Origin of the sequence: Pseudomonas sp. DG56-2 (assembly GCF_004803755.1) — a bacterium.
Taxonomy (GTDB): domain Bacteria; phylum Pseudomonadota; class Gammaproteobacteria; order Pseudomonadales; family Pseudomonadaceae; genus Aquipseudomonas; species Aquipseudomonas auratipiscis.
The window spans coordinates 4,138,015-4,162,211 of record NZ_CP032311.1 but is presented as its reverse complement, the minus strand read 5'-3'; the positions used below and the strand labels follow the sequence as shown (position 1 = coordinate 4,162,211).

Here is a 24,197-nt window from a genome sequence, read left to right as displayed (position 1 = left end):
TCCACGCGTCAATGAGGTCAAGCATGAGCAGCGAGTTGCAAATCACCGACATCCAACTGGGTGAAGGCAAGGAGGCGGTCAAGGGGGCCCTGATTACCACCCAGTACACCGGTTGGCTGGAGGACGGCAGCAAATTCGATTCTTCCTACGATCGCGGCAAACCGTTCCAATGTGTGATTGGCACCGGACGGGTAATCAAGGGTTGGGATTTGGGCCTCATGGGCATGAGAGTAGGCGGCAAGCGCAAGCTGGAGGTGCCGTCGCACTTGGCCTACGGCGAGCGCAGCATGGGGGCGATAACGCCGCATTCGCACCTGACGTTTGAAATCGAATTGCTGGAAGTACTTACCCGCGACGATTGACCCGCACTTGTCTTTATTCGGTAACAACACGACTTTAAAGTGGTTCTTGCTCAGGGTAGAGCATTCAGGGATCGAACCAAACGGGATTGACGCACTCTTAGTTAGCCCCGCTCCACGGATGGAACAACAGACAGGGATCACCCGCGGCTTCGGCCGCGGCGTGTCACAGGCGGGTCAGCCTGATCTCCTTTTTGCCGTGAAGAGCCCGCTCCATGAAGTTGTTGACCCTGTTCAAACGCCATCGCCGCGCCGTGTGTTCGCTGGCCCTGCTCGGTGGCGTAACCCTGCTGGCCCTGGAGGCCGTCGAAAGCCGTGCCGAACCGGTGGATGGCACCCAGACCTTGGTGTTTCTACGTCATGCCGAGAAACCCGGCGAAGGTCTCGGGCAGCTCAATTGCCAAGGCTTGAACCGCGCGTTGGACTTGGCCTCCTTATTGCCGGAAAAGTTCGGAAAAGCCGATTACGTCTTTGCTGCCAACCCCTCTCGTCATGTTGAAGAGGGTAGCAAGGACGACGCCTACAGTTACATTCGTCCACTGATGACGATCAGTCCCAGCGCAATCAAACTGGGCTTGCCGGTGAACATCGACTTCGGTGCCAATGACACGGGCGAACTGGCTGAGGAACTGCTTCAAGACAAATACCGCAACGCTACGGTGTACACCGCCTGGTCCCATGGCTACCTGCCTGAATTGATCAATACCGTGGCTGGCAAGGCTGTGGGTGAAAAGCAGGTGATCACCGAGGATTGGGATGGCGGTGATTTCGACTCCATGTATGTCCTCACCCTGACCTGGCACGATGGCAAAGCCAGCCTGCTCAGTCGCAACTACAAGCAAGGCCTGAACAACGGCGAGCACAGCTGCCCGAGCTGACTCGCCAACACCTAGGCCATGGGCGGCAGGCGCCGCTTAACCGGCGTCTTTTTCACGATAGCGGTGTTGGTCTCGGCATGACTGTTGAGCTTGTCCAGCAGCGTGTCCAATTGCTCCATCGAGCGCACATGCAGGCGGGCGATAAAGCAGTCGTCACCGGTGACTTTGTCGCACTCGGTGAATTCGGCAATGGCCATGATCTGGCGTTCGACCACCTGCAATTGCCCCGGCAATGGCCGCACCCGGACGATGGCCTGAAGCTGATAGCCAAAACAGCGTGGATCTATCTCCACGGTGTAGCCTTTGAGCACGCCGCGCTCTTCAAGGCGGCGCAAGCGCTCGCTGACACTGGGCGAGGACAGGCCGCTCAATTGCGCCAACGCTTTGAGCGAGCGGCGCGAGTCTTCCATCAACGCCTTGATCAGCAACTGGTCGATATCGTCGGTCATGCTGGCCTCGTTAGGCGATAGTTACGATTTGCCTTGATAGTAAAGGTACATTGGTAGTTTAGCCTGATTTATACCCTGGAGCGGCGCTCATCTGACTCGCATAATTTAGCCATTGTCGAGGAGGTGAGTGATGGACAGTTCAATGCGTCGTGGTTCGCTGGAAATGGTCGCCGCCATGTTGATTTCGGGGACCATCGGCTGGTTCGTCCTGGTGTCCGGGCAGGCGGTGCTGGATGTGGTGTTCTGGCGCTGCGTGTTCGGCGCCGCAACGTTGTTGCTTATTTGCTTGGCCCTGGGTTTTCTCAAACCCGGGATTTTGACGCTGGCGACCTTTGTCCTGGCGGTGCTCAGTGGCGTTGCAATCGTCGGTAACTGGGTGTTGTTGTTTGCCTCCTATTCGCGGGCGTCGATTGCCATTGGTACCGCGGTATACAACGTGCAACCCTTCATGCTGGTAGGGCTGGCTGCGGTGTTTCTCGGCGAAAAAATCACCCTGCAGAAGGTGTTCTGGCTTGCCCTGTCTTTTATCGGAATGCTGGCAATTGTCAGTGCCCACGGTAGTCAGAGTGGCAGCGGCAGTGACTACCTGCTGGGCATCGGCCTGGCCTTGGGGGCAGCGCTGCTCTACGCAATAGCGGCGTTGATCATCAAGCGCCTCAGCGGCACACCACCTCATCTGATTGCCTTGATCCAGGTGTGCACCGGCATCCTGCTGCTGGCGCCTTGGGCCAATACCTCGGGCTTGCCGAGCGACGCTGGCGCGCTGGCCTCGCTGATCACCCTTGGGGTCGTTCACACCGGGGTGATGTACGTGTTGCTGTATGGCGCAATCCAGAAACTGCCAACCGCCTTGACCGGGGCCTTGTCGTTCATTTACCCGATTGCAGCCATCCTGGTTGACTGGTTCGCCTTCGGCCATCGCCTGGACCCCCTGCAGTGGTTGGGCGTGGCGGCGATCCTGTTGGCCGCCGCCGGCATGCAACAAGGCTGGTGGTTCAAGCCTGGGACGAAGGTGGCTGCGGTCAAGCCAGACTGACGGCTGCGCGATCGATCAGCGCTGCCACTTCGGCAGTTCGCTCATGATGGTCGTCCCGCAATGGAAGTAGGGAGTGCCAGTGTAGACCAGCCTGCCGACCTTCGAGATGAGTCACCGACGGCGTGTGGTCAGGGTAGAATAGGGCGCTTTCCCGTATTGAATCTGCCCATGACTTCTGTGATCGACACCCTCGCGCAACATTTGCTACTGGCGCTTGACCCGGCGCCGACCGAAACCCGTCGCTTGTTCCATGGCCGTGGCCGTTGCTGGCCGGGGCTTGAGCAAATCACTGTGGACTGGTTGCAAGGTGTGCTGTTGGTGTCCCTGTTTCGCGAGCCACCCGCAGGCCAGTTACCGGCGTTGGAACAGATGTTGGCGGGTTTGTCCAAGGCGCCATGCTGGAGCGGGCAGGCCATTTTGATTCAGCATCGCTACCTGCCAGACAGCCCGGGTCAGTGGTTGCTGGGCGAGTCCAGCGAGCATTGGCTAATCGATGAGGACGGCTTGCGCTATCAACTCGACCTTGGCTTGAAGCAGAACACAGGCTTGTTCCTCGACATGCGCTATGGGCGGCGCTGGGTACGCGAGCAGGCCGCGGGCAAGCGCGTATTGAATCTGTTCGCCTATACCTGCGGCTTTTCCGTAGCAGCGATTGCTGGTGGCGCCGAGCAGGTCGTCAACCTCGACATGGCGCGTTCGGCCCTGAGTCGTGGGCGCGACAACCATAGGCTCAATGGTCACGACGTGGGACGGGTGAGTTTCCTTGGGCATGAGTTGTTCAAGTCGTGGGGCAAGGTGCGTAAGTCCGGCCCGTACGACCTGATCATCATCGACCCGCCGACCTTCCAGAAAGGCAGCTTTGTGTTGACCCAGGACTACCGCAAGATTCTGCGCCGCCTGCCTGAGCTGTTGAATGAAGGTGGGACGGTACTGGCCTGCGTGAACGACCCCGCCATCGGACCGCAATTTCTCATCGAAGGTATGGCCGAGGAAGCCCCGGCGCTGAAGTTTGTCGAGCGCCTGGCCAACCCGCCGGAGTTTCCCGATAACGATCCGGCAGGTGGGCTCAAGGCGTTGGTGTTCCGTCAGTAGGGGGATGTCCCGGCGGACAACTGCTAGGGCGCGGGCAAGCCCGTTCCTACCGGCGAAGTCGCGTGTTGTTCAATGCTTTCGAGCTCAGTCGCCGCCAGCCCAGCACTACGCCGCTGACGCTCAGTACCATGCCACCGAGGCTGAAAGCGATCATCCATATATCCCAGATCGGGCGTCGTTGCAGCAACGGTAGCCAGTCCCAGCTGTGCAACAAGGCGAAAAGCCAGCGCGACGCCCGTTTGGGTTGATCCAGTACCGCCACTATTTCGCCGGTGTAGGGGTCCAGGTGCAGCCAGGTCCGTTGCGGATCATCAAAGCGCACCCGCAGCATCGGCAGGCGTTTTTCCAGGTGCCCCAGCATGCTGTGTTCAGCTCGGGCGTAGTAGTAAAAGTCATAGGCTTGCAGCTGTTCGCTGTGCACTGCTTCCTGTGGCCGGATTGCTTGCGCTGCGTGTTGCAGTACCTCTACAGGCAAGCGTTCAAGCACTTGCCCATCGGCCATGGAAAGTACGCGGGTGCGACCACTGCGGCCGTGTGCAATGAGGTAGCCTTGGCCGCCAATCAAGCGCCACTCCAATTCCCGCGCGAGCAGTCCTTCATCGGCAAAGCGCGAAAGTGCCTGGGGGGCGGAAATTGCAAAGGCCTGAGCTTGCAACGGGCCACCCTGGTACGCCGCTGTGTCCAGAGGCGTTGAACTGCTGAAGATTCGCCAAGGGTTCATCGACATCAGACCACTGAAAATCCAGGTAATAGCCAGCACACCGAACAGCAAGCCGCCAATATGGTGCCAGCGAGCAAACCCACGATAAGGTGTGCGCGAACCGCTGCGGTAAGGTTTTCTTATACGCCAGCGCAGCACCCCGATCACCGCGCCGAGGACGGCCATCAGCGTGGCGGCCAGCGACAGGTAGATCACCAGGTTGCCCCACAAACCGTCCAGGCCGATGCCGCGCAGTGGATACAGCCAGTGCAGCCAGGCCCCTACCAGGTTCCAGCCACGCTCCAGCGAGCTGGCATCGCGGACCACTTCGCCGGTTTGCCCCGAGATATACAACAGGGTGCCTTCGGCATCATCAAGCTGCACCCGTTGCAACGGTCGGTCTGCGTCCAGGGCACGCGAATGGCTCCACAGGTCTTCCTGTACCGGCCCCTGATAGCTGGGCAATGCCAGTGGGTCATACTGGTAGGCGGCGACCAAGGCCTGCGTGCGCCCGGTAAAGCCAACTCGCACGCCGGTGCGGGCATCCACCGCGACATTGCTGCGTCCTGAGTAACTGAACAGGTAGCGCGGTTCTCCCGCTACCGTACTCAGGCGAATGCTTGCCGGGTTGCGCTGTGGGTCGGCTGCGCGCAAAGCAGTGGCCAGGTCTACGCAGCAATCGGTCTGGCGCAGGACGGGTAAATGCGCCAGGTGCTCCTTTTGCGTCAGTTTGGGATAGCCGACATAGAGCATGACCATGCCCGAGAAAAACCACATGGCCATAAACAGACACAGGCCGATGCCAAGCCAGCGATGCCAGAGATACAGGTAGCGTTTCATCGATCGTGTCCTAGAAACGAGTCTGCAAGGCTACTTCCAGGGTGCGTGGCGCCCCCAGGTAAAGCATGCTCGAACTGGTCCAGCGGGCGTAGACCTCATCGGTGAGGTTACGCACTCGTGCGGTGACACGCGTGTCTTCGTCGACCTTGTAGCCGACAAAGGCGCCAAACACGGTGTAGGCAGGTGCGTGGCGAGTATTGGCGGCATCGGCATATACCGACGACACGTAGCGGCTGTCGGCGCCTACTTGCCAACGGGGGGCGATGTCGTAGGTCAGCCACAGGTTCGCCACGCGCTCGGGGATGTTGGTCGGTGTATTGCCCTTGCGCGAAACGCTGGTGCCACCGACGTTCTCGTTGAATTCATCGTACTGGGCATCGACATAGGCGAAGTTGCCCTCTGCCAGTAGCTTCGGTGTGACGCGCAGCGACGCCGCCAGTTCGATACCGCGTGACGATTGCTTGCCCACTGGCTGGGTGGTTCCAGGGTTGGCAGGGTCGGCAGTGGCCAGGTTCTTGCGCTCGATGTGATAAGCGGCAACCGTGGCAGCCCCGCGTCCTTCGAGAAAACTGAATTTGCTGCCTACCTCGACCTGCTTGCCGGTACTCAGGTCGAAGTCGCGTACCTGGGCGAAGCTGGCGGTCGTGAGTATGCCGGCAGGTGGGTCGGCTGCGGTGCTGTACTGCACGTAGACGTTGGCTGCAGGCGTCAGTTCATAGACCACGCCGACGCGTCCGGTAGTGGGTTCATAGATGCGTTTGAAATCGCGCGGATTATTGGCATCAACGACTCGATAGTTGTGTACCTGAAGGTCAATATGGTCGTAGCGCAGGCCCGTCAGCAGTGACAGTCGGTCAGTGAGTTGCAGGCGGTTTTCGACAAATGCTGCCCAGGTGTCGACGGTGTTCTGGCGGTTTTTCTGATAGCCCGGGACCATACCCTTCAGATCATAGAAATGCCCGGGGTCGAAGTTGTCCGGATCAACGCTGTCGAACACGCCGGTTACCGAACGCGGATAGTTGGTTTGTACGTTGTGGCTGTAGTCAATGCCGCTCGACCATTGGCTGTTCATGCCAAACAGTTGGTTCTGGTGCAGCAGTTCGATGCGATTGCCGTTAAGTTCCTGGTCATGACGCTGCAGCAACGCGTTGGAACGGTTCACCTTGCTGTTGTCGGCGTTGTAGGCGTAGGCCTCGAGGTTTCGGAAGTTGCGCTCGGTGTTGTAGTGATAAAGGGTGTTGCGCAACGAGGTGTCCGAGTTGAAGCGGTATTCAGTGATCGAGCGCAGCCAGCGCACGCGTTGCTCGTAGCGGCCGTCCTCGACATTGTAGTTTTCGAAGCGTCGGCTCTCGTCGACCTTCATCTCCCCGCCAAGCGGGTTGAGCACCGGGCTGCCCCAGTAGGGGCTGTCGACGCTTTCGTTCTGATACTCCAGCGCCAGGGTATGGGAGAGCTGATCGTTGATGTCGGTCAGCAGCGAGAAGGCTACGCTCCAGGCGTCCCGTTCCTCACGGTCGACGTAGCCATTGCTGTGGGTATGGCTGAAGTCCAGGCGTGCGTAATTGCGCATGCCGTCACCCTCATCGAGGGCATGGTTGAAACCAAACGAGGTTTCGCTGCTGTCGTAGGAGCCGTACTTGATACGTCCTTCGTTGAAGTCTTCGTCGCGGTTGGCCAGCTTGGTGATGTAGTTGATCGAGCCGCCCACGGCGCCGGCACCGAAGAGAAAGCTCGAAGGCCCGCCGATGGCTTCGACACGGTCGTAGATCCAGCTGTCCACCGGACGTGCGGCAATAGCGTCGTACTGCACGCTGATGCCGTTGAACAGCTGGGTGATCTGTGCCCCGGAAAAGCCGCGATAGGCAACCGAGCCGGCCGAACCAGGGGGTGAGGCAGCGGTCATACCTGGCACTCCGGCAAGCATGTCCTGGGTGGTCTGGGCGCCACGCTGTTCGATTTGCTGGCGATTGACGATGCTCACCGACGCGGGTGTTTCCCGTGGGGTCAAGCCCAGGCGCGAGCCGGTTTGCGAGGGGGTGTCGAGGAGCACGCCCTCGTCGTTTTCGGCGCGGCCGTCGATGCGCAGGTCGGGCAGGGTCAACGGAACTTGTGCCGAGGTATTGAAGGACAGCGCAAACAGCAGTGTCGCGCAACCGCAAAGGCGATAGGTGTGGGGCATGAGTCGAACTCTGGAATTTGAGCCAACGGCCAGCCGTGCGTGTCAGTCAGGCACGGCAAACAGGCCGATTACAGACAGCTGTATGGATCAAGCCAGAAACGGAGAGGCACGCGGATTGGCGGCAGGCCAGCAGTAGCGCGGCGGTGCTTTGCTACGCAGTTCACGGTGATAGCGGCGGGTGCGTGCAGCCGCCAGGAGCCAGCCAATGACCAGTACCAGCCCTAGGCAGACCACCGCGGCGGCGCACACTGGACAGCTTTGCATGCTGTCCCAGCCCGCAACCGACTGGTCACTGAAATCACTTTTCAGGGTGGGCCCTGCGCTGCCCATGGCCGAGCAGTACGCGCCACCAATGCCGTTGAGTTTCAAACCCATCATTTGCCCGTGGCCGATACCGCAGGCGAACAGATTGAACAGGACACAGAAATACAGGGTCCAGGCAATCAGTGGGCGGTTGGCGGGCGAGGCGTTCATGGGCGCGACTTTAGCACTGATATTTGCGCACAAGAAAGCCGAATCAGGCTGGGCCATCGGCGCCTCGCGCAGGGGGTGGGTTGTATTGTGCAAAGCTGACATCGTCAGTCTGGTCCACCCGTTTTTTCAGACGCTCGTTGAACGCACGGTTGACGGCGTACTGCCCGCCGGATGTGGTGCGAAACTGTGCGGTGAGGGTAATGCCATTGAGGTTCATGCTATCGACCCCGAACACCTGCAGAGGGCCTTGCAGACTGTGGCGCAGCATCGGGTCTTCGCTGATGGAGTGACCGACTTCACGAATCAATTTCAAGGCGCTGTCGATGTCGGTCTCGTAACTGAACTGCACCGAGAAAAACGCGTAGGCGAATTGTCTGGACTGGTTGGTTACCGCCTTGATTTGACCGAACGGCACCGAGTGCACGAAGCCCTTGCCATCGCGCAGGCGCAGGGTGCGGATAGTCAGGCTCTCGACCGTACCGGCATGGCCGGAATCGAGCACCACCCAATCGCCGATGGCGATGGTGTCTTCGATGAGGATGAACAAGCCGGTGATCACGTCCTGTACCAGTTGCTGGGAGCCAAAGCCGATGGCCAGGCCGACCACCCCGGCGCCTGCTAGGAACGGCGAAACGTTGATCCCCAGGTTGGCCATGGTGGTGATGGTGCAGATGACCACCAGAATAATTTTTATCGCATTGCGCAGCATCGGCAGAATGGTCCGCACCCGGGTGCTGGGTTGGCGCGAGGTGCGCCGCCCGGGTGTGGGTTTGAGTGCATCCTGGATTGCGGTGTCGATTACCACCCAGAGCAGCCAGGTGACCAGCAAAATCAGACCGATGCTGCTCAGAGAATCGCTGATAGCGCGTCCCAGGGTGTTGCGCAGGGCGAAGTCGAGCACCGAAAAGCCCCAGATACGTCCCAACAGTTCGATGAACGCTATCGCCATGGCAATACGCAACAGCGCATGGACCAGGTTGCGCAGCAGTTCCTTGTAGGGGCGTAAGCGTTGCCGGTTATCTCCGTGCTCCTCCGGTTTGAACATACGTTGCAGGACAGTGCTGAGAAACACCGTGCCGATCAGCAGGATCGAGGTCAGCAGGGCTTTTTGCAGGGCGCGCTGGCTCTCTTCGCCGGCACCGATCAAGTGAATCGCCGACACCAGGATCATCATCAGGATCGGCAGGAACCACAGCGCCGAGAATATCCTCAGTGTCTCTTGCACGGCACGGTGTTGCAGGCGGTCGGGCAGTGCCCGGTTGCGAATCAGATGAGCCACCGGTCGACGCAGTTTGAGTATCAGTACAGCGAAGGCCAGGGTTGCCAGCAAACCGGTAAAGGCGGCGATGCTGCTGGTGATGTTGCCGCCCAGTTGGCGTGCGATCTGCGGGCTGGTCAGGGCATCGCTCCAGGCGGCGAGAAAGCCGATCAGGAACAACGGCCGTGGCCCCAAGCGACGAATGATGCGCACGGCTGTGCGTTTGTGGCCGGTGTCGAACAGGGTGATCAGGCAAAGGATGATCGAGGTCGAGAAAATCCCGCTGCTGGTCGCGTAGGCCAGGCTCATGCCCAAGGCACGTCCAGGCGATATGGCCAGAAAGTGGCTGACATAGAGGGTTATCACCAGGCTCGCCAGGGCGGGCAAGGTGTAGGCCAGCAAGTCCTTGCAGACGCGGCTGGGGCGCGGTCGGGTCCGAAGCAGGCGGGAGCGGCTGCAGAGACGGGCGAGCATTCGGCCCAGGTTGGTAAGCACCACAAAAGCGATCAGCCAGGTGACCGTGAGGGTGGCAAAATCGCGCCACAGCTCCAGTGAACTGAGCCCTGAAGGTTGACTGACCAATTGATCGACTTCATCGGCGGCACGATCGGCACGCAGGCGCCAGTTGTCGACCAGGTGGTTGTCGACATCCAGTTCCTGACTGACATCATCCAAACCATCGGCAATGGCCCCCAGCAGGCCCCCTTGAACCACAGGCTCAGCGGGCTTTGCGGTTTTATCCGCGGTGGGTAGCAGAGGGGCGGCGGTCGCCAACTGGAGGCTCAGCAGGCAGCCAAGCACAAAGGCGAGGAATGATCGGATCACTGGGTACTCCTTAAACCGTGGACCACGGAAAGGGTAGTCAATGAACGCTGGCAGGTTGGAAATAGCGCAGAACTGAAGGCATTTTCAATGCAGCTAAAGACGCAACCGACAGGGGCGGCCTGCCCCTGCCGGTGCTGTTCAGGCATTACTGCCCGGTGTAAATCTGGTCGAACACGCCACCATCGTTGAAGTGGGTTTTCTGCACAGTGCGCCAGTCACCAAAGGTTTTCTCCACCGACAAAAAGTCGACTTTCGGGAAACGGTCGGTGTACTTGGCCAGCACGGTTGCATCACGCGGACGCAGGTAGTTGTTGGCGGCAATTTCCTGGGCTTCTGGCGACCACAGGTACTTGAGGTATTCCTCGGCAGTGGCACGGGTGCCTTTCTTGTCCACGACCTTGTCGACTACCGTCACGGGTGGCTCTGCTTCGGCGGAAACGCTTGGATAGATAACCTCGAACTGATCACGACCGAACTCGCGGGCGATCATCTCGGCCTCGTTCTCGAAGGTCACCAGCACATCGCCGATCTGGTTGGTCATGAACGTGGTGGTCGCCGCGCGACCGCCTGTGTCGAGTACAGGGGCCTGCTTGAACAGCTTGCCGACAAAGTCCTTGGCCTTGTTCTCGTCACCGCCGTTCTTCAGGACATAGCCCCAGGCAGAGAGGTAGGTGTAACGGCCGTTGCCGGAGGTTTTCGGGTTCGGCACGATGACCTGAACCCCGTCCTTGAGCAGGTCAGGCCAGTCTTTGAGGGCCTTGGGGTTGCCTTTGCGCACGATAAACACGGTGGCCGAAGTGAACGGCGCGCTGTTGTTCGGCAGGCGGGTTACCCAGTTCTCCGGGACCAGTTTGCCGTTGTCAGCCAGGGCATTGATGTCGGTGGCCATATTCATGGTGATGACGTCAGCTGGCAGGCCATCGATCACCGAGCGCGCTTGTTTGCTCGAACCACCAAAGGACATCTGTACGGTGAGCTTCTCTTTGTGCTCGGCTTCCCAGTGCTTCTGGAAGGCGACGTTGTAGTCCTTGTAGAAGTCGCGCATTACGTCATAAGAAACGTTCAGCAGGGGCGGCGCGGCCTGAGCCAGGGCGCTGACAGCAAGACCGGCAGCCAGGAGCGAGGCACTAAAGAGTTTTTTCACTGCGCATTCCTTGTTCGAATTAGCGTTAAAGGCATTATGCCAGCGACTATAGCGGGTGAAGCTTAGGCGCTAAAAGATTAAAAAGTGCTTTGCTTATTCCATTTTCTTGAACAGTGCATTGCCACAGCGCGAGCAGAAGGCCGCGCCATGTTCATGGTGGCCTTTGTGACAGACCGGACAATCGTGCTTGAGTTGCTCACCGCGCATGGCATTGGCCAGTTCAGCGGTAAAAATGCCCGTGGGTACGGCAATGATCGAGTAACCGGTGATCATCACCATCGAGGAAATCACCTGGCCCAGTGGCGTCTTCGGGACGATGTCGCCAAAGCCGACCGTGGTCAGGGTCACGATCGCCCAGTAAATACCCTTGGGGATGCTGCTGAAGCCATGTTCAGGTCCTTCGACCACATACATAAGGGTGCCGAATACGGTCACCAGGGTAGAGACGCTGACCAGAAACACGATGATTTTCTGTTTGCTGCCTTGCAGGGCTGAAAGCAGGTAATGCGCTTGCTTGAGGTAAGGACTGAGCTTGAGCACGCGAAAGATCCGCAGCATTCGAATGACCCGAATGATCAGCAGATACTGTGCGTCGCTGTAGTACAGGGCAATGATCCCCGGGACAATGGCCAACAGGTCAACCAGCCCGTAAAAGCTGAAGGCGTAGCGCAGCGGCTTGGGTGAGCAGTACAAGCGCACCAGATACTCAGCCAGAAAGATGGCGGTGAAACCCCACTCGATCGAGGCCAGAAGTCCGGCGTAGTTCTGGTGGACGTCATCAATGCTGTCGAGGATTACAGTGATCAGGCTGGCCAGGATGATCAGCAACAAGATGCTGTCAAAACGTCGGCCGGCCACGGTGTCGGTTTGAAAAACGATAACGAAGAGCCGCTCGCGCCAGCTCGAAGGGGTGTCCATGCTCAGCTCCATTGCACAATGCAGCTGAGCCTAGGGGCAGCGCTTCAGCTATGCAAGCGGCCGGTCCTGCGGGTGAGCGGCTGACGTGTCAGGCGCTGGCCGATTAGTACCAGCCAACAGGCAAGAATGAAGGGGGCGGTCAGACCTGGCACCGGCAGTTGCGCAACCAGCGGTTGCAGAATGATTGCCAGGATAATTGCCAGCAGCGGCAGCCACGGCTGTTTGCGCGTCTGACTGAAGGCGAGGGCGGCGAGGGCGGCATTGAAACCGTACAGACCGGCATAGGCTGCGTTGGCTTCACCGCCGAGCAGGGCGACACTTCCACCCAGCGCTGCGCCGAGTAATGCCCAGGCAGCGGCGTAGCGGTTGGAGATGAACAAGCCGATGGCGATCAACAGGCCGGCGAAAGGGCTGTCCAGCAAGAAGACCTGACCGAGACCGCATGCCAGGGCATAAAGCGCGTTGTGCTCGATCGGGCTGGAAGCGGCGGCGCTCGGTTCACTGACCAGCAGCACTGCCCAGCCGATCAACACGAACGGTGCCGTGTAGGCGGGCAGCAGTAGGTTGGAGCTGGCGCGCTTGAGCCACTGATGCACGATCATGCTGCTCAGGCCGCCAGCGGCGATGATCAGCGGTGGCAGGATGGCCGACCAGGGGAGTGCGTAGCTGAGCAGAAGGCCGATCAGTACGCCGTTGTAGCTATACAGGCCGGCTTGGCGATCCGTACGATTGTAGCCACGACGTTGGGCGGTGAGCAGGCCGGCGAGGGCGCCGAGCAAGGCACCGCCGATCAGGTCGGGGGCAGTCAGGGTGATAGCCAGCAGGCATGACAGGCCGCACAGCGGGTTGCGCTGCAGCAGCACCTGGCTGAAGCCATTGAGCAAGGCCGTGGCCCAGTCGGGGCACGGATTGACGAAATTCTTGGTGTACATGGGGGCAGTCTGGGTTGATGTGGAGTGGGGCAGCCTCTATCGGGCTGGGTTTTCCCACGTGGATAGTGTGTCGTAGCCATCGCGGGGCTAGCTCGTTCCCGGCAAGGCATCATGTGCCTGTGGGAGCGGGCTTGCCCCGCGATGATTATTACGTCAGACCAAGGTTTCGATCCGCAGCGTGTTAGTCGATCCAGGTTTGCCAAAAGGCACACCTGCAGTAATCAACAGGGTGTCGCCACGGCTCGCCATGCCTTGGGCCTGGGCGATTTCCAGTGCGGTGGAGCAGATTTCATCGACCTGGCGCAGGCGATCATTGACCACTGAGTGCACACCCCAAGCCACGCTCAAGCGTCGGGCGGTGGCCAGGTTCGGCGTCAAGTTGAGGATCGGTGCCCGTGGCCGCTCGCGAGCGGCACGCAGGGTCGATGCGCCCGACTCGCTGTAGTTGACCAGCACCGCCACAGGCAAGATGCCGCTAATGCGACGGATCGCACAGCTGATGGCATCGGAAACCGTTGCTTCTGCCTTGGGCCGCCCCACATCCAGTTGGGCCTGATAATCCGGACCGTTCTCGACCTGACGGATGATCTTGCTCATCATCTGCACGGCTTCAAGCGGGTAATCGCCGGAGGCCGTCTCAGCCGAAAGCATCACCGCATCGGCACCTTCCGCCACGGCATTGGCCACGTCGGTAACTTCAGCGCGGGTCGGGGCTGGGGAAAAACGCATCGATTCGAGCATCTGCGTGGCAACCACTACGGGTTTGCCCAGCTCGCGGCACGTGTTGATGATGCTTTTCTGGATCTGCGGCACGCTTTCGGCCGGCACTTCCACACCCAGGTCACCACGGGCGACCATGATTGCGTCGCTGAGCTCGGCAATGGCACGCAATTGAGTGACGGCCGACGGCTTCTCGATCTTGGCCATCAGGTAGGCGCGATCGCCAATCAACTGACGTGCTTCAACGATGTCTTCCGGGCGCTGCACGAACGACAATGCCACCCAGTCCACACCCAGCTCAAGACCGAAGGTCAGGTCGCGGCGGTCCTTGGCGGTCAGGGGGCTGAGGTCCAGCACGGCTTGCGGTACGTTGACGCCTTTACGGTCGGACAGCTCGCCGCCATTGAGTACTTCGGTCTCGATGGCGTCATCGTGCTTGGCGGTAACCCGCAGACGCAGTTTGCCGTCATCGAGCAGCAGGTCCATGCCAGGTTCCAGGGCCGCGATGATTTCCGGATGCGGCAGGTTGACCCGCTCGAGGGTCCCGGGGGTGCTGTCCAGGTCCAGGCGCAGGGCCTGGCCACGTTGCAACTGGACCTTGCCCTCGGCGAAGCGGCCGACGCGCAGCTTCGGCCCCTGCAGGTCCATGAGAATCCCCAGCGGGTAGTTGAGCTGGCTCTCTACTTCGCGAATCCACTGGAAGCGCAGGGCGTGGTCTTCGTGTTCGCCGTGGCTGAAGTTGAGGCGGAAGATGTTCACTCCCGACTCGACCAGTTGGCGAATGTCATCGATACCCTTGATGGCAGGGCCCAGGGTAGCGAGGATTTTGACTTTTTTGTCAGGCGTCATGGTTTGGCACTCTCAAGGATCAGAATGGCGCGAAAATCGTTGACGTTGGTCCGCGTCGGCTCGGTGACGATCAAGGCGTCGAGCGCGGCGAAGTAGCCATAGCCATTGTTGTTGTCCAGTTCATCGCTGGCCGACAGCCCCAAGGCTGCCGCGCGTGCATAGCTTTGCGGGGTCATCAGGGCACCGGCGTTGTCTTCCGAGCCATCGATACCATCGGTGTCGCCGGCCAGGGCGTAGACACCGGGCAATCCCTTCAGGCTTTCGGTCAGGCTCAGGAGGAACTCGGCGTTGCGTCCGCCACGGCCATTGCCGCGTACGGTGACAGTTGTCTCACCACCGGAAAGGATCACGCAGGGTGGCGACAACGGTTGGCCGTGCAGCACGATCTGACGGGCAATGCCGGCATGAACCTTGGCGACTTCCCGTGATTCGCCTTCCAGGTCGCCGAGAATCAGTGGGCTGAAGCCTGCCTGGCGGGCTTTGACCGCTGCAGCTTCCAGCGACTGCTGGGGGCGGGCGATGAGTTGGAAGTGGCTGCGCGCCAATGCAGGGTCATCCGCCTTGACGGTTTCCGAGGCTGGGTTGTTCAACCAGGCGGTGACTGCAGCGGGAGCTTCAATGTTGTAGCGCTTGAGGATTGCCAACGCTTCGGCTGAAGTGCTCGGGTCGGCCACGGTAGGGCCGGAGGCGATGACCGTGGCCAGGTCGCCAGGTACATCGGAAATTGCATAGGTGTAGACCGTGGCAGGCCAGCAGGCCTTGGCCAGGCGGCCGCCCTTGATCGCCGAGAGGTGCTTGCGCACACAGTTCATCTCGCCGATGGTGGCGCCGGACTTGAGTAGCGCTTTGTTGATCTGCTGCTTATCGGCCAGGGTCAGGCCTTCGGCGGGCAGTGCCAGCAGCGCAGAGCCACCACCGGAGAGCAGGAAAATGACCCGGTCGTCAGCGCTGAGGTTGCTGACCATCTCCAGCACACGCTTGGCGACCGCCAGGCCTGCGGCATCGGGAACCGGGTGCGCCGCTTCGACTACTTCGATCTTCGAGCAACTGGCGCCGTGCCCGTAGCGGGTCACAACCAGGCCGGAAACCGGGCCTTGCCAATTGCGTTCGACCACTTCAGCCATGGCCGCTGCGGCCTTGCCGGCGCCGATGACTATGACGCGACCACTGCGGTCGCTGGGCAGGTGTGCTTCAAGCACCTGGCGAGGGTGTGCGGCATCGATGGCCGTGGCGAACAACTCGCGCAGAAAGTGTTGCGGATCGACCGACATGGCAGGCTCCAATCTTATTATTCTTCAAAACCGAAAACGCCCCTGGGCAGACCTCCGTGCAGGCATACCCAGGGGCGGTGGTGCGCTTTAGCGTCAAGTTCCAAGCTGCAAGAGCGGCAGATCGATGCGCGGCCTGCCTCTTCTTGCCGCTTGAAGCTTGCTACTTACTGCTTTTACTTACTCTTCGCCGCGAATGGAGAAGTTCGCCATGTGCTCGAGGCCTTTGATCAGCGCCGAGTGGTCCCAGTTGGCGCCACCGATAGCTGCGCAGGTGCTGAACACTTGCTGGGCGTTGGCGGTGTTGGGCAGGTTGATGTTCAGCTCTTTGGCGCCTTGCAGGGCCAGGTTCAGGTCCTTCTGGTGCAGGCTGATGCGGAAACCTGGATCGAAGGTGCCCTTGATCATGCGCTCGCCGTGTACTTCGAGGATCTTCGAAGAAGCGAAGCCACCCATCAGTGCTTCACGAACCTTGGCAGGGTCTGCGCCGTTCTTGGCGGCAAACAGCAGAGCTTCGGCTACGGCCTGAATGTTAAGGGCGACGATGATCTGGTTGGCAACCTTGGCGGTCTGGCCGTCGCCGCTACCACCCACGCGGGTGATGTTCTTGCCCATGACCTGGAACAGCGGCAGTGCGCGCTCGAAGGCATTCGGGCAACCACCGACCATGATGCTCAGGGTCGCGGCTTTGGCACCGACTTCACCACCGGAAACAGGGGCGTCCAGGTAGGTAGCGCCGGTAGCCTTGATCTTCTCGGCAAAGGCTTTGGTGGCGGTAGGGGAGATCGAGCTCATGTCGATCACGACCTTGTTCGGGCCCACGCCCTGGGCAACACCGTTGTCACCAAACAGTACCGCTTCAACCTGTGGGGTATCGGGCACCATGACGATGATGAATTCGGCTTCCTGAGCCACTTCCTTCGGGTTGGCCAGGGCGACGGCGCCTGCGGCGACCAGGTCAGCCGGGGCTGCATCGTGATGGGTGGACAGGAACAGGCTGTGACCGGCTTTCTGCAGGTTCTGCGCCATTGGGCGGCCCATGATGCCGGTGCCGATAAATCCGATTTTAGCCATGAGAGATGCCTCTTGTAATTGTTCGATAGGGTGACCCGATGCGAGCGGGTACTTAGATCGCGTTGTGCGTTTTCAACCAGCCCAGGCCTGCTTCGGTGGTGGTCAGCGGCTTGTATTCACAGCCCACCCAGCCCTGGTAGCCAATGCGGTCCAGGTGTTCGAAGAGGAAGCGGTAGTTGATTTCGCCAGTACCCGGCTCGTTACGGCCTGGGTTGTCAGCAAGCTGGATGTGGTTGATCTTGGCCAGGTTGCCTTCCATGGTGCGAGCCAGATCCCCTTCCATGATTTGCATGTGGTAGATGTCGTACTGCAGGAACAGGTTGCTGCTGCCAACTTCGGCCTGGATCTCCAGGGCCTGCTTGGTGGTGTTCAGGTAGAAGCCTGGGATGTCACGGGTGTTGATCATTTCCATGACCAGCTTGATCCCGGCGGCTTGCAGTTTGTCGGCAGCGTACTTGAGGTTGTCGACGAAGGTCTTGCGTACGGTGGCGCAATCCGGGCCTTGAGGACGAATACCCGCCAGGCAGTTGACCTGGGTGTTGCCCAGCACCTGGGCGTAGGCAATGGCCAGGTCGACGCCAGCACGGAACTGCTCGACGCGAGCCGGATCGCACGCGATGCCGCGATCACCGTTGGCCCAGTCACCGGCAGGCAGGTTGAACAGCACCTGGGTCAGGCCGTGGGCATCGAGCTGCTGCTTGATTTCAGCCGAGCTGAAGTCGTACGGGAACAGGTATTCGACACCGCTGAAGCCGGCGTCGGCTGCAGCCTTGAAACGGGCGAGAAAGTCCTGCTCGGTGAACAGCATGGACAGGTTAGCGGCGAAACGTGGCATGGTTGTCTCCTTGCAAAAGTGGGCCCTGTGCATGTCGCGACAGGGCCTTTGCTGCGATCAGTCGAGCATGGAAATTGCGGTTGGCGCGTCATTGCCGACCAGAGCGAGGTCTTCGAATTCATTGACCGCGTTGATTTCAGTGCCCATGGAAATGTTGGTCACGCGCTCGAGGATAACCTCGACCACCACCGGAACCTTGAACTCTTCGGCCAGCTTCTGCGCCTTGAGCAGGGCGGGGGCGATTTCGCTTGGTTCGGTCACGCGCAGGGCCTTGCAACCCAGGCCTTCGACGACAGCAACGTGGTCGACACCATAACCGTTGAGTTCCGGTGCGTTGACGTTCTCGAACGCCAGTTGCACACAGTAGTCCATCTCGAAGCCACGTTGAGCCTGGCGGATCAGCCCCAGGTACGAGTTGTTCACCAGTACGTGGATGTACGGCAGATTGAACTGCGCGCCTACGGCCAGCTCTTCGATCATGAACTGGAAGTCATAGTCGCCCGACAGCGCCACGACTTTGCGGCTTGGGTCGGCCTTGACCACGCCCAGGGCAGCAGGGATGGTCCAGCCCAGCGGGCCAGCCTGGCCACAGTTGATCCAGTGGCGCGGCTTGTACACGTGCAGGAACTGGGCGCCGGCAATCTGCGACAGACCGATGGTGCTGACGTAGCAGGTGTCCTTGCCGAATACCTGGTTCATTTCTTCGTAAACGCGCTGTGGCTTGACTGGCACGTTGTCGAAGTGGGTCTTACGTTGCAGGCTGGACTTGCGCTGTTGGCAATCTTCCAACCAGGCGCCGCGATCCTTGAGCTTGCCAGCGGCTTTCCACTCGCGCGCCACTTCCAGGAACACATCCAGCGCCGCACCGGCATCGGAAACGATACCCAGGTCAGGGGTGAATACCCGGCCGATCTGGGTTGGTTCGATGTCGACGTGAATGAAGCGACGGCCTTCGGTGTAGACATCGACAGAACCGGTGTGGCGGTTGGCCCAACGGTTACCGATACCCAGGACCACGTCCGACTTGAGCATGGTGGCGTTGCCGTAGCGGTGCGAAGTCTGCAGACCGACCATACCGACCATCAGGGGGTGATCGTCAGGAATGATGCCCCAGCCCATCAGGGTAGGGATGACTGGAATACCGGTCAGTTCGGCGAACTCGACCAGCTTGTCGCAAGCGTCGGCGTTGATGATGCCGCCACCGGCGACCAGCAGTGGACGCTCGGCGGTGTCGAGCATGGCCAGGGCCTTCTCGACCTGCACACGGTTGGCCGCAGGCTTTTGCACGGGCAGCGGCTGGTAGGCATCGATGTCGAATTCGATCTCGGCCATCTGTACGTCGAACGGCAGGTCGATCAATACAGGGCCTGGACGACCGGAGCGCATTTCATAGAACGCTTTCTGGAAGGCGTAAGGCACTTGGCCTGGTTCCAGAACGGTGGTCGCCCACTTGGTCACCGGCTTGACAATGCTGGTGATGTCGACGGCCTGGAAATCTTCCTTGTGCATACGGGCACGCGGCGCTTGGCCGGTGATGCACAGGATTGGGATGGAGTCGGCGCTAGCACTGTACAGGCCGGTGACCATGTCAGTGCCGGCAGGGCCGGAAGTGCCGATGCACACGCCGATGTTGCCGGCCTTGGTGCGGGTGTAGCCCTCGGCCATGTGCGAGGCGCCTTCAACGTGACGAGCGAGGACGTGATCGATACCGCCGACTTTCTTCAGTGCCGAGTACAGCGGGTTGATTGCAGCACCCGGAATACCAAACGCGGTTTCAACACCTTCGCGGCGCATCACCAGAACGGCTGCATCAATTGCTCTCATTTTGCTCATGGTTTTGTGCCTCATTGATTTTGTAATTGTATACAAGTGGCTTTTCGTCAGAGTGTATTCACGCCAAGCGACTCTGGTCAATCCATTTTCATCAGCGGCAGGTGCTTTCGTCGGGAACGCCTTAAAAAAGGCATTTCGTCAGAATTGGTTTGTCGCGATGTAAATATTGTATACAAAAATATTCGCCATTGTGTTCTATTTGTTCTATTGCTTTCACACCTGCCCTCAGGGCTTCTAACAATAAGAGGACCTTTCCATGAACGCATTGACCCTGAAAGTTGCTGTCAGCCTGGTGAACACCGCGCTGGCAGCGGGTCGCAAGATCTCCGCCGCACCGTTGACGGTGGCGGTGCTCGACAACGGTGGCCACCTGTTGGCGCTGCAACGCGAAGACGGCGCCAGCCTATTGCGTCCGCAAGTGGCAATGGGCAAAGCCTGGGGTGCTATCGCCCTGGGCAAGGGCTCACGCCTGCTGGCGCTGGACGCACAGCAGCGCCCAGCGTTTTTCGCTGCGCTCAATGGCCTGGGTCAGAGCCCGGTAGTGCCGGCGCCCGGTGGCGTGCTGATTCGCAATCAACAGGGCGTGGTGTTGGGGGCGATTGGTATCAGTGGCGACACATCGGATATCGATGAGCAGTGCGCGATCAGTGCGATCGAAGAGGCGGGGTTGACGGCGGATGCCGGTGTAGCGGCTTAAAACCCATCACCAGGCAAGCCCACCGCCAGCATGGGAGTGGGTTTGCCTCGCGATAAAACACTACAAATCCGGCTCACACCCCTTGAGCACCAGACGAATAATGGTCTGCGTAGCAGCCTCATAGTCGCTGTCCTCAAGCTTGGCCTTGCCCGTGACCACCGATATCTGCCAATCGAAATCAGCGTAGGTCTGGGTCGCCGCCCAGATGCTGAACATCAGGTGGTGCGGGTCGACTGAGGCAATCTGTCCACGGTCGATCCAGGCCTGGATACAGTCGATGTTGTGCCGAGCCTGCACGTTGAGCTGTTCCACCTGACTAGGGCTCAGGTGCGGGGCGCCGTGCATGATCTCGCTGGCGAACACTTTCGAGGCGAAGGGCAAGTCGCGGGAGATACGCACTTTCGAGCGGATGTAGGAACTCAAGACTTCTTTCGGATCGCCGGCGGCATTGAACGGCGTGGACGCCTGCATGATCGGTTCGATGATGCTCTCGAGCACCTCGCGATAGAGGTTTTCCTTGGATTTGAAGTAGTAGTACACGTTTGGCTTGGGCAGCCCGGCCTTGGCCGCGATATCGCTGGTCTTGGTGGCGGCGAAGCCCTTGTCGGCGAACTCTTCACTGGCCGCACGCAGGATCAGTTCTTTATTGCGCTCGCGAATGCTGCTCATGGTTGACGCTGTTCCTCGTGTCGGGCCGTAGGCGGCGCCGGGCCTGTAAGGCGGTTGCGCATGGTAGCACCGCGTTTGTGAAGGGCTCAAGGTGGCGACTTTGAGCTAGACTGACCCCTTCTCAACCCGCTGGAATCAAGCAAACATGGCAGGAAGCAGTCTTTTGGTGTTGATCGATGACATCGCCACGGTACTCGATGATGTTTCGGTGATGACCAAGGTCGCAGCGAAAAAGACCGCAGGTGTACTGGGCGACGACCTGGCCCTGAACGCCCAGCAAGTGACCGGGGTGCGCGCCGAGCGGGAAATTCCGGTGGTCTGGGCGGTGGCCAAGGGATCATTCCTGAACAAGCTGATTCTGGTGCCGGCAGCGCTGCTGATCAGTGCCTTCATTCCCTGGGCGGTCACGCCGCTGTTGATGGTCGGTGGCGCCTTCCTGTGTTTTGAAGGCTTTGAAAAACTGGCGCACAAGTTTCTTCACAGCAAGGAACAGGATCAGGCCGAACACACCGCTTTGGTCGAGGCAGTGGCTGATCCTACGGTCGATCTTGTGGCGTTCGAGCAGAGCAAGATCAAAGGCGCCATTCGCACCGATTTCATCCTCTCGGCAGAAATCATCGCAATTACTCTGGGAACCGTGGCTGACGCGCCGTTGACACAGCAGATCATCGTGCTGTCGGGCATTGCCATAGTCATGACCATAGGTGTCTATGGCCTGGTCGCCGGTATCGTCAAGCTCGATGACCTGGGCTTGTGGCTGACCCGGAAAACTTCCGTTGCGGCCAAGGCATTGGGCAACGGCATCCTGCGCGCGGCACCGTACATGATGAAAAGTCTGTCAGTGATTGGTACTGCAGCGATGTTTCTGGTCGGCGGTGGGATTCTGGTGCACGGCGTTGCACCCTTGCATCATGCCATCGAAGCATTCAGTGAAGGGCGGGGCGGGGCGTTGACCGGGGCCTTGCTCAATGCCGGCATAGGGATCGTCGCGGGTGCCGCGGTGCTGGCGGTGGTCGCTGTTGTCGGCAAGATCTGGCGAGCGCTGAAGGGCTGATCGCCTATCGCGGGGCAAGCCCGCTCTCACACAGAACGGTTGGTTTAGTGTGGGAGCGGGGCTAGCCCCGCGATTACAACTATCAGAAATGCACTTTGACCAGGAAGCTGGCGGTGTTCTGATCGGTATCGAAGGCGTCGCTGTCTTTGATCCCGTACTTGTTCTTCCAGTAGTCGTATTCAAAACCGACGTACAGTTGCTTCTCACCCCAGTTCAGCGCTTTACCCAGGTCATACTTGACCTGTGGGTTGAAGTGCAGGTTGGCGTGGTAGGTGCCACGGCGGCTGGTGGCATCGTTGTCGACGACCCAGTCCATGAAACCATCGATGAGAATGTCGGATTTGCCCACAGGAATGGTGTAGGACCATACCGGGGTGATCTGCCAGACATTGTCACCGGCACGGCTGCCTTCGGTATTGCGCTGGTAGAAGTTCAGCTGGAAGTAATCGAAGCCCGGGATTGCCAGGTCGAAACCAGGGCCGATCAGATAGGACTCGGTATCGCCTTCGCCAAACTCGTAGGTCATGGCCAGCAGCACGTCCTTGATCGGACCAAACTCGAGTTTCTGATCGAAGATCTTGCCGAACGACAGGCGTGGGCTGAACTCGCCGTAGTAGGTGTTGGGACCGTTGTTGAAGTCCTTGTCACCGTTGTAGAAGATCTTGTCGACGAAGAAGAAGTTGTCACCGTATTTCCAGCCATCGGCGTGCTCGAAGGTCACGGTCTGCTGAACTTCCGGGTTGACGGCAAAGTTCTTGCCCCACAGATAGGTCAGGCTGTTGTTCTGCCATTGCAGCAGATCACCGGCGGTGGCGGCCGTGCTGGCCGCCAGCAAGCTGCCGGCAAGAATCAGGCTATTGGTCATGCGCATCGCTGAGTTGCTCCCTTGATTGAATCTGTTGGTCGGTACTCTGAGTGGCACCGTTGGGTCCAAATACTTGTCTTTTGAGTCAGTTTTTTTCGATTACCCACAGCTATTTGGCAAGAGCTGCGCCAACTTTCCGCGTACGGCGCAACAATCCTGCTCGACATCGTTCTGAACAGATGAAAAGGGTGTTTCAGGCTGGCGTAACGCTTGCCAACCGCCCGAATTCATTGACTGAGCGGTCAGCAAACGCAGGCAAGATCCCTCTTGCCCTGATCGAGAGGGCGCGCAGATTACTGGCTTGCGCGCTGGTCCTCAAGTGCTCCGTCATGGAGCAGGTATAGCTAAAACTGTGCGTTTGGTCAGGTTTTAGAAATGAAACTTAACCAGGGCGCTGGTCACGTTCTGATTGGTGTCGAGGCGCCCATTGTTTTCAATGCCGTATTTATCTTTCCAATAGCTGTACTCGATACCGACGTACAACTGCTTGGCACCGAAGTCCAAGGCCTTGCCCAGGTCGTATTTGACCTGAGGGTTGAAGTGCAGGTTGGCGTGGTAGGTGCCCCGTCGGCTCTCGTCGTTGTCCACTACCCAATCAATGTAGCCATCGAACAGGATGTCGGATTTGCCCATTGGAATGGTGTAGGAAAAAGTCGGAGTAATCTGCCAAACGCCGTCACCTGGGCGGCTGCCCTCGGTGTTGCGTTGCATGATGTTGAGGGTGAAGTAGTTGAAGCCGGGAATCGCCAGATCAAAGCCGGGGCCGATCAGGTAGGCCTCGTTGTCGCCTTCGCCAGACTCGTAGGTCATGGCAATCAACACGTCCTTGATCGGGCCGAACTCGAATTTGCGATCGAAGATCTTACCGAGCGACAAACGTGGGCTGAACTCACCGTAGTAGGTGTTACTGCCCTTGTTGCGGTCGGTACCGCCGTTGTAGAAGATCTTGTCGATGAACAGGAAGGTGTCGCCGTATTTCCACTTGTTGGCGTGCTCGAAGGTCACGGTCTGCTGGATGGCAGGGTTGACCTTGAAGTCTTTGCCGTAGAGATACGTCAGACTTTCGGTGTGCCAGAGCAGCAGGTCTCCTGCGGTGGCTGGCAAAGCGGCCAGCAGACTGCTACCCAACAGGAGGGAAGTGGTGATGCCTTTCATGTTGTGATTCCCGGCATTGTTATTGTTGGTTTTGGGTTGTTTCGGCGCGAAGCGCCCCGGTCGGCTCGCTCCCACGAGCCGACGGTCCTGCGTG

Annotated in this window: 22 protein-coding genes; 6 read left to right on the top strand and 16 right to left on the bottom strand. The window is 59.4% G+C overall.

Annotated elements, in window-relative coordinates:
• Positions 1-23: 23 nt before the first annotated feature.
• Positions 24-362: an FKBP-type peptidyl-prolyl cis-trans isomerase gene (locus tag D3Z90_RS19000; protein ID WP_136477477.1), complete on the top strand. Its 339-nt coding sequence runs from the start codon at positions 24-26 to the stop codon at positions 360-362.
• Positions 363-574: 212 nt separating this feature from the next.
• Positions 575-1,237, top strand: a complete 663-nt coding sequence (locus tag D3Z90_RS18995; RefSeq protein ID WP_136477476.1) for a histidine phosphatase family protein — start codon at positions 575-577, stop codon at positions 1,235-1,237.
• A gap of 11 nt (positions 1,238-1,248) precedes the next feature.
• Here the strand turns inward: D3Z90_RS18995 and D3Z90_RS18990 are convergent, their stop codons facing one another.
• The gene (locus tag D3Z90_RS18990; protein ID WP_136477475.1) at positions 1,249-1,686 is read right to left on the bottom strand and encodes an Lrp/AsnC family transcriptional regulator; all 438 of its coding nucleotides are present in this window, start codon (positions 1,684-1,686) and stop codon (positions 1,249-1,251) included.
• Between the two features lie 130 nt (positions 1,687-1,816).
• Between D3Z90_RS18990 and D3Z90_RS18985 the strand changes: the two genes are divergently transcribed.
• On the top strand, positions 1,817-2,722 hold the full coding sequence (locus tag D3Z90_RS18985; protein ID WP_136477474.1) for a DMT family transporter: 906 nt from the start codon (positions 1,817-1,819) through the stop codon (positions 2,720-2,722).
• Positions 2,723-2,890: 168 nt separating this feature from the next.
• Positions 2,891-3,814: a class I SAM-dependent methyltransferase gene (locus tag D3Z90_RS18980; RefSeq protein WP_136477473.1), complete on the top strand. Its 924-nt coding sequence runs from the start codon at positions 2,891-2,893 to the stop codon at positions 3,812-3,814.
• A gap of 46 nt (positions 3,815-3,860) precedes the next feature.
• On the opposite strand, the gene D3Z90_RS18975 is transcribed toward D3Z90_RS18980, so the two are convergent.
• From D3Z90_RS18975 to gcl, 12 genes are all read right to left on the bottom strand, one after another.
• Complete coding sequence (locus D3Z90_RS18975) at positions 3,861-5,354, bottom strand: PepSY-associated TM helix domain-containing protein (protein ID WP_136477472.1); 1,494 nt, start codon at positions 5,352-5,354, stop codon at positions 3,861-3,863.
• A gap of 10 nt (positions 5,355-5,364) precedes the next feature.
• A complete protein-coding gene (locus D3Z90_RS18970; RefSeq protein WP_136477471.1) occupies positions 5,365-7,533 on the bottom strand; it encodes a TonB-dependent siderophore receptor in 2,169 nt (722 codons plus the stop codon).
• Positions 7,534-7,620: 87 nt separating this feature from the next.
• Entirely contained in the window at positions 7,621-8,007 is a 387-nt protein-coding gene (locus tag D3Z90_RS18965; protein ID WP_136477470.1) for a DUF2946 domain-containing protein, read from the bottom strand.
• Positions 8,008-8,050: 43 nt separating this feature from the next.
• Positions 8,051-10,090: a mechanosensitive ion channel family protein gene (locus tag D3Z90_RS18960; protein ID WP_136477469.1), complete on the bottom strand. Its 2,040-nt coding sequence runs from the start codon at positions 10,088-10,090 to the stop codon at positions 8,051-8,053.
• A 145-nt stretch (positions 10,091-10,235) separates the two neighbouring features.
• Positions 10,236-11,234, bottom strand: a complete 999-nt coding sequence (locus D3Z90_RS18955; RefSeq protein ID WP_136477468.1) for a sulfate ABC transporter substrate-binding protein — start codon at positions 11,232-11,234, stop codon at positions 10,236-10,238.
• 93 nt (positions 11,235-11,327) lie between these two features.
• Positions 11,328-12,152, bottom strand: a complete 825-nt coding sequence (locus D3Z90_RS18950; RefSeq protein ID WP_136477467.1) for an ion transporter — start codon at positions 12,150-12,152, stop codon at positions 11,328-11,330.
• A 44-nt stretch (positions 12,153-12,196) separates the two neighbouring features.
• Positions 12,197-13,084 (bottom strand): urea transporter, encoded by an 888-nt coding sequence (locus D3Z90_RS18945; protein ID WP_136477466.1) that lies wholly within the window; start codon positions 13,082-13,084, stop codon positions 12,197-12,199.
• Between the two features lie 153 nt (positions 13,085-13,237).
• The gene (pyk, locus tag D3Z90_RS18940; RefSeq protein WP_136477465.1) at positions 13,238-14,653 is read right to left on the bottom strand and encodes a pyruvate kinase; all 1,416 of its coding nucleotides are present in this window, start codon (positions 14,651-14,653) and stop codon (positions 13,238-13,240) included.
• Positions 14,650-15,924 carry a glycerate kinase gene (locus D3Z90_RS18935; protein ID WP_136477464.1) on the bottom strand — a complete coding sequence of 425 codons (1,275 nt, stop codon included), beginning with the start codon at positions 15,922-15,924 and terminating at the stop codon, positions 14,650-14,652. Before D3Z90_RS18935 ends, pyk begins: the two co-directional genes overlap by 4 nt.
• Before the next feature lie 177 nt (positions 15,925-16,101).
• Positions 16,102-16,995 (bottom strand): 2-hydroxy-3-oxopropionate reductase, encoded by an 894-nt coding sequence (locus tag D3Z90_RS18930; RefSeq protein ID WP_045200397.1) that lies wholly within the window; start codon positions 16,993-16,995, stop codon positions 16,102-16,104.
• Positions 16,996-17,047: 52 nt separating this feature from the next.
• A complete protein-coding gene (hyi, locus tag D3Z90_RS18925; RefSeq protein ID WP_136477463.1) occupies positions 17,048-17,830 on the bottom strand; it encodes a hydroxypyruvate isomerase in 783 nt (260 codons plus the stop codon).
• Positions 17,831-17,887: 57 nt separating this feature from the next.
• Positions 17,888-19,663 (bottom strand): glyoxylate carboligase, encoded by a 1,776-nt coding sequence (gene gcl, locus D3Z90_RS18920; RefSeq protein ID WP_136477462.1) that lies wholly within the window; start codon positions 19,661-19,663, stop codon positions 17,888-17,890.
• Positions 19,664-19,919: 256 nt separating this feature from the next.
• On the opposite strand from gcl, the gene D3Z90_RS18915 reads away from it, so the two are divergent.
• Positions 19,920-20,360: a heme-binding protein gene (locus tag D3Z90_RS18915; protein WP_136477461.1), complete on the top strand. Its 441-nt coding sequence runs from the start codon at positions 19,920-19,922 to the stop codon at positions 20,358-20,360.
• Between the two features lie 60 nt (positions 20,361-20,420).
• On the opposite strand, the gene D3Z90_RS18910 is transcribed toward D3Z90_RS18915, so the two are convergent.
• Entirely contained in the window at positions 20,421-21,029 is a 609-nt protein-coding gene (locus D3Z90_RS18910; protein WP_136477460.1) for a TetR/AcrR family transcriptional regulator, read from the bottom strand.
• A gap of 145 nt (positions 21,030-21,174) precedes the next feature.
• Between D3Z90_RS18910 and D3Z90_RS18905 the strand changes: the two genes are divergently transcribed.
• Positions 21,175-22,083, top strand: a complete 909-nt coding sequence (locus D3Z90_RS18905) for a DUF808 domain-containing protein (RefSeq protein WP_136477459.1) — start codon at positions 21,175-21,177, stop codon at positions 22,081-22,083.
• 82 nt (positions 22,084-22,165) lie between these two features.
• Here D3Z90_RS18905 and D3Z90_RS18900 read toward each other — a convergent pair whose 3' ends face one another.
• Both D3Z90_RS18900 and D3Z90_RS18895 read right to left on the bottom strand, forming a co-directional pair.
• Positions 22,166-22,954 (bottom strand): outer membrane protein OmpK, encoded by a 789-nt coding sequence (locus D3Z90_RS18900; RefSeq protein ID WP_136477458.1) that lies wholly within the window; start codon positions 22,952-22,954, stop codon positions 22,166-22,168.
• A gap of 363 nt (positions 22,955-23,317) precedes the next feature.
• Positions 23,318-24,103 (bottom strand): outer membrane protein OmpK, encoded by a 786-nt coding sequence (locus D3Z90_RS18895; protein WP_136477457.1) that lies wholly within the window; start codon positions 24,101-24,103, stop codon positions 23,318-23,320.
• Positions 24,104-24,197: the final 94 nt, after the last annotated feature.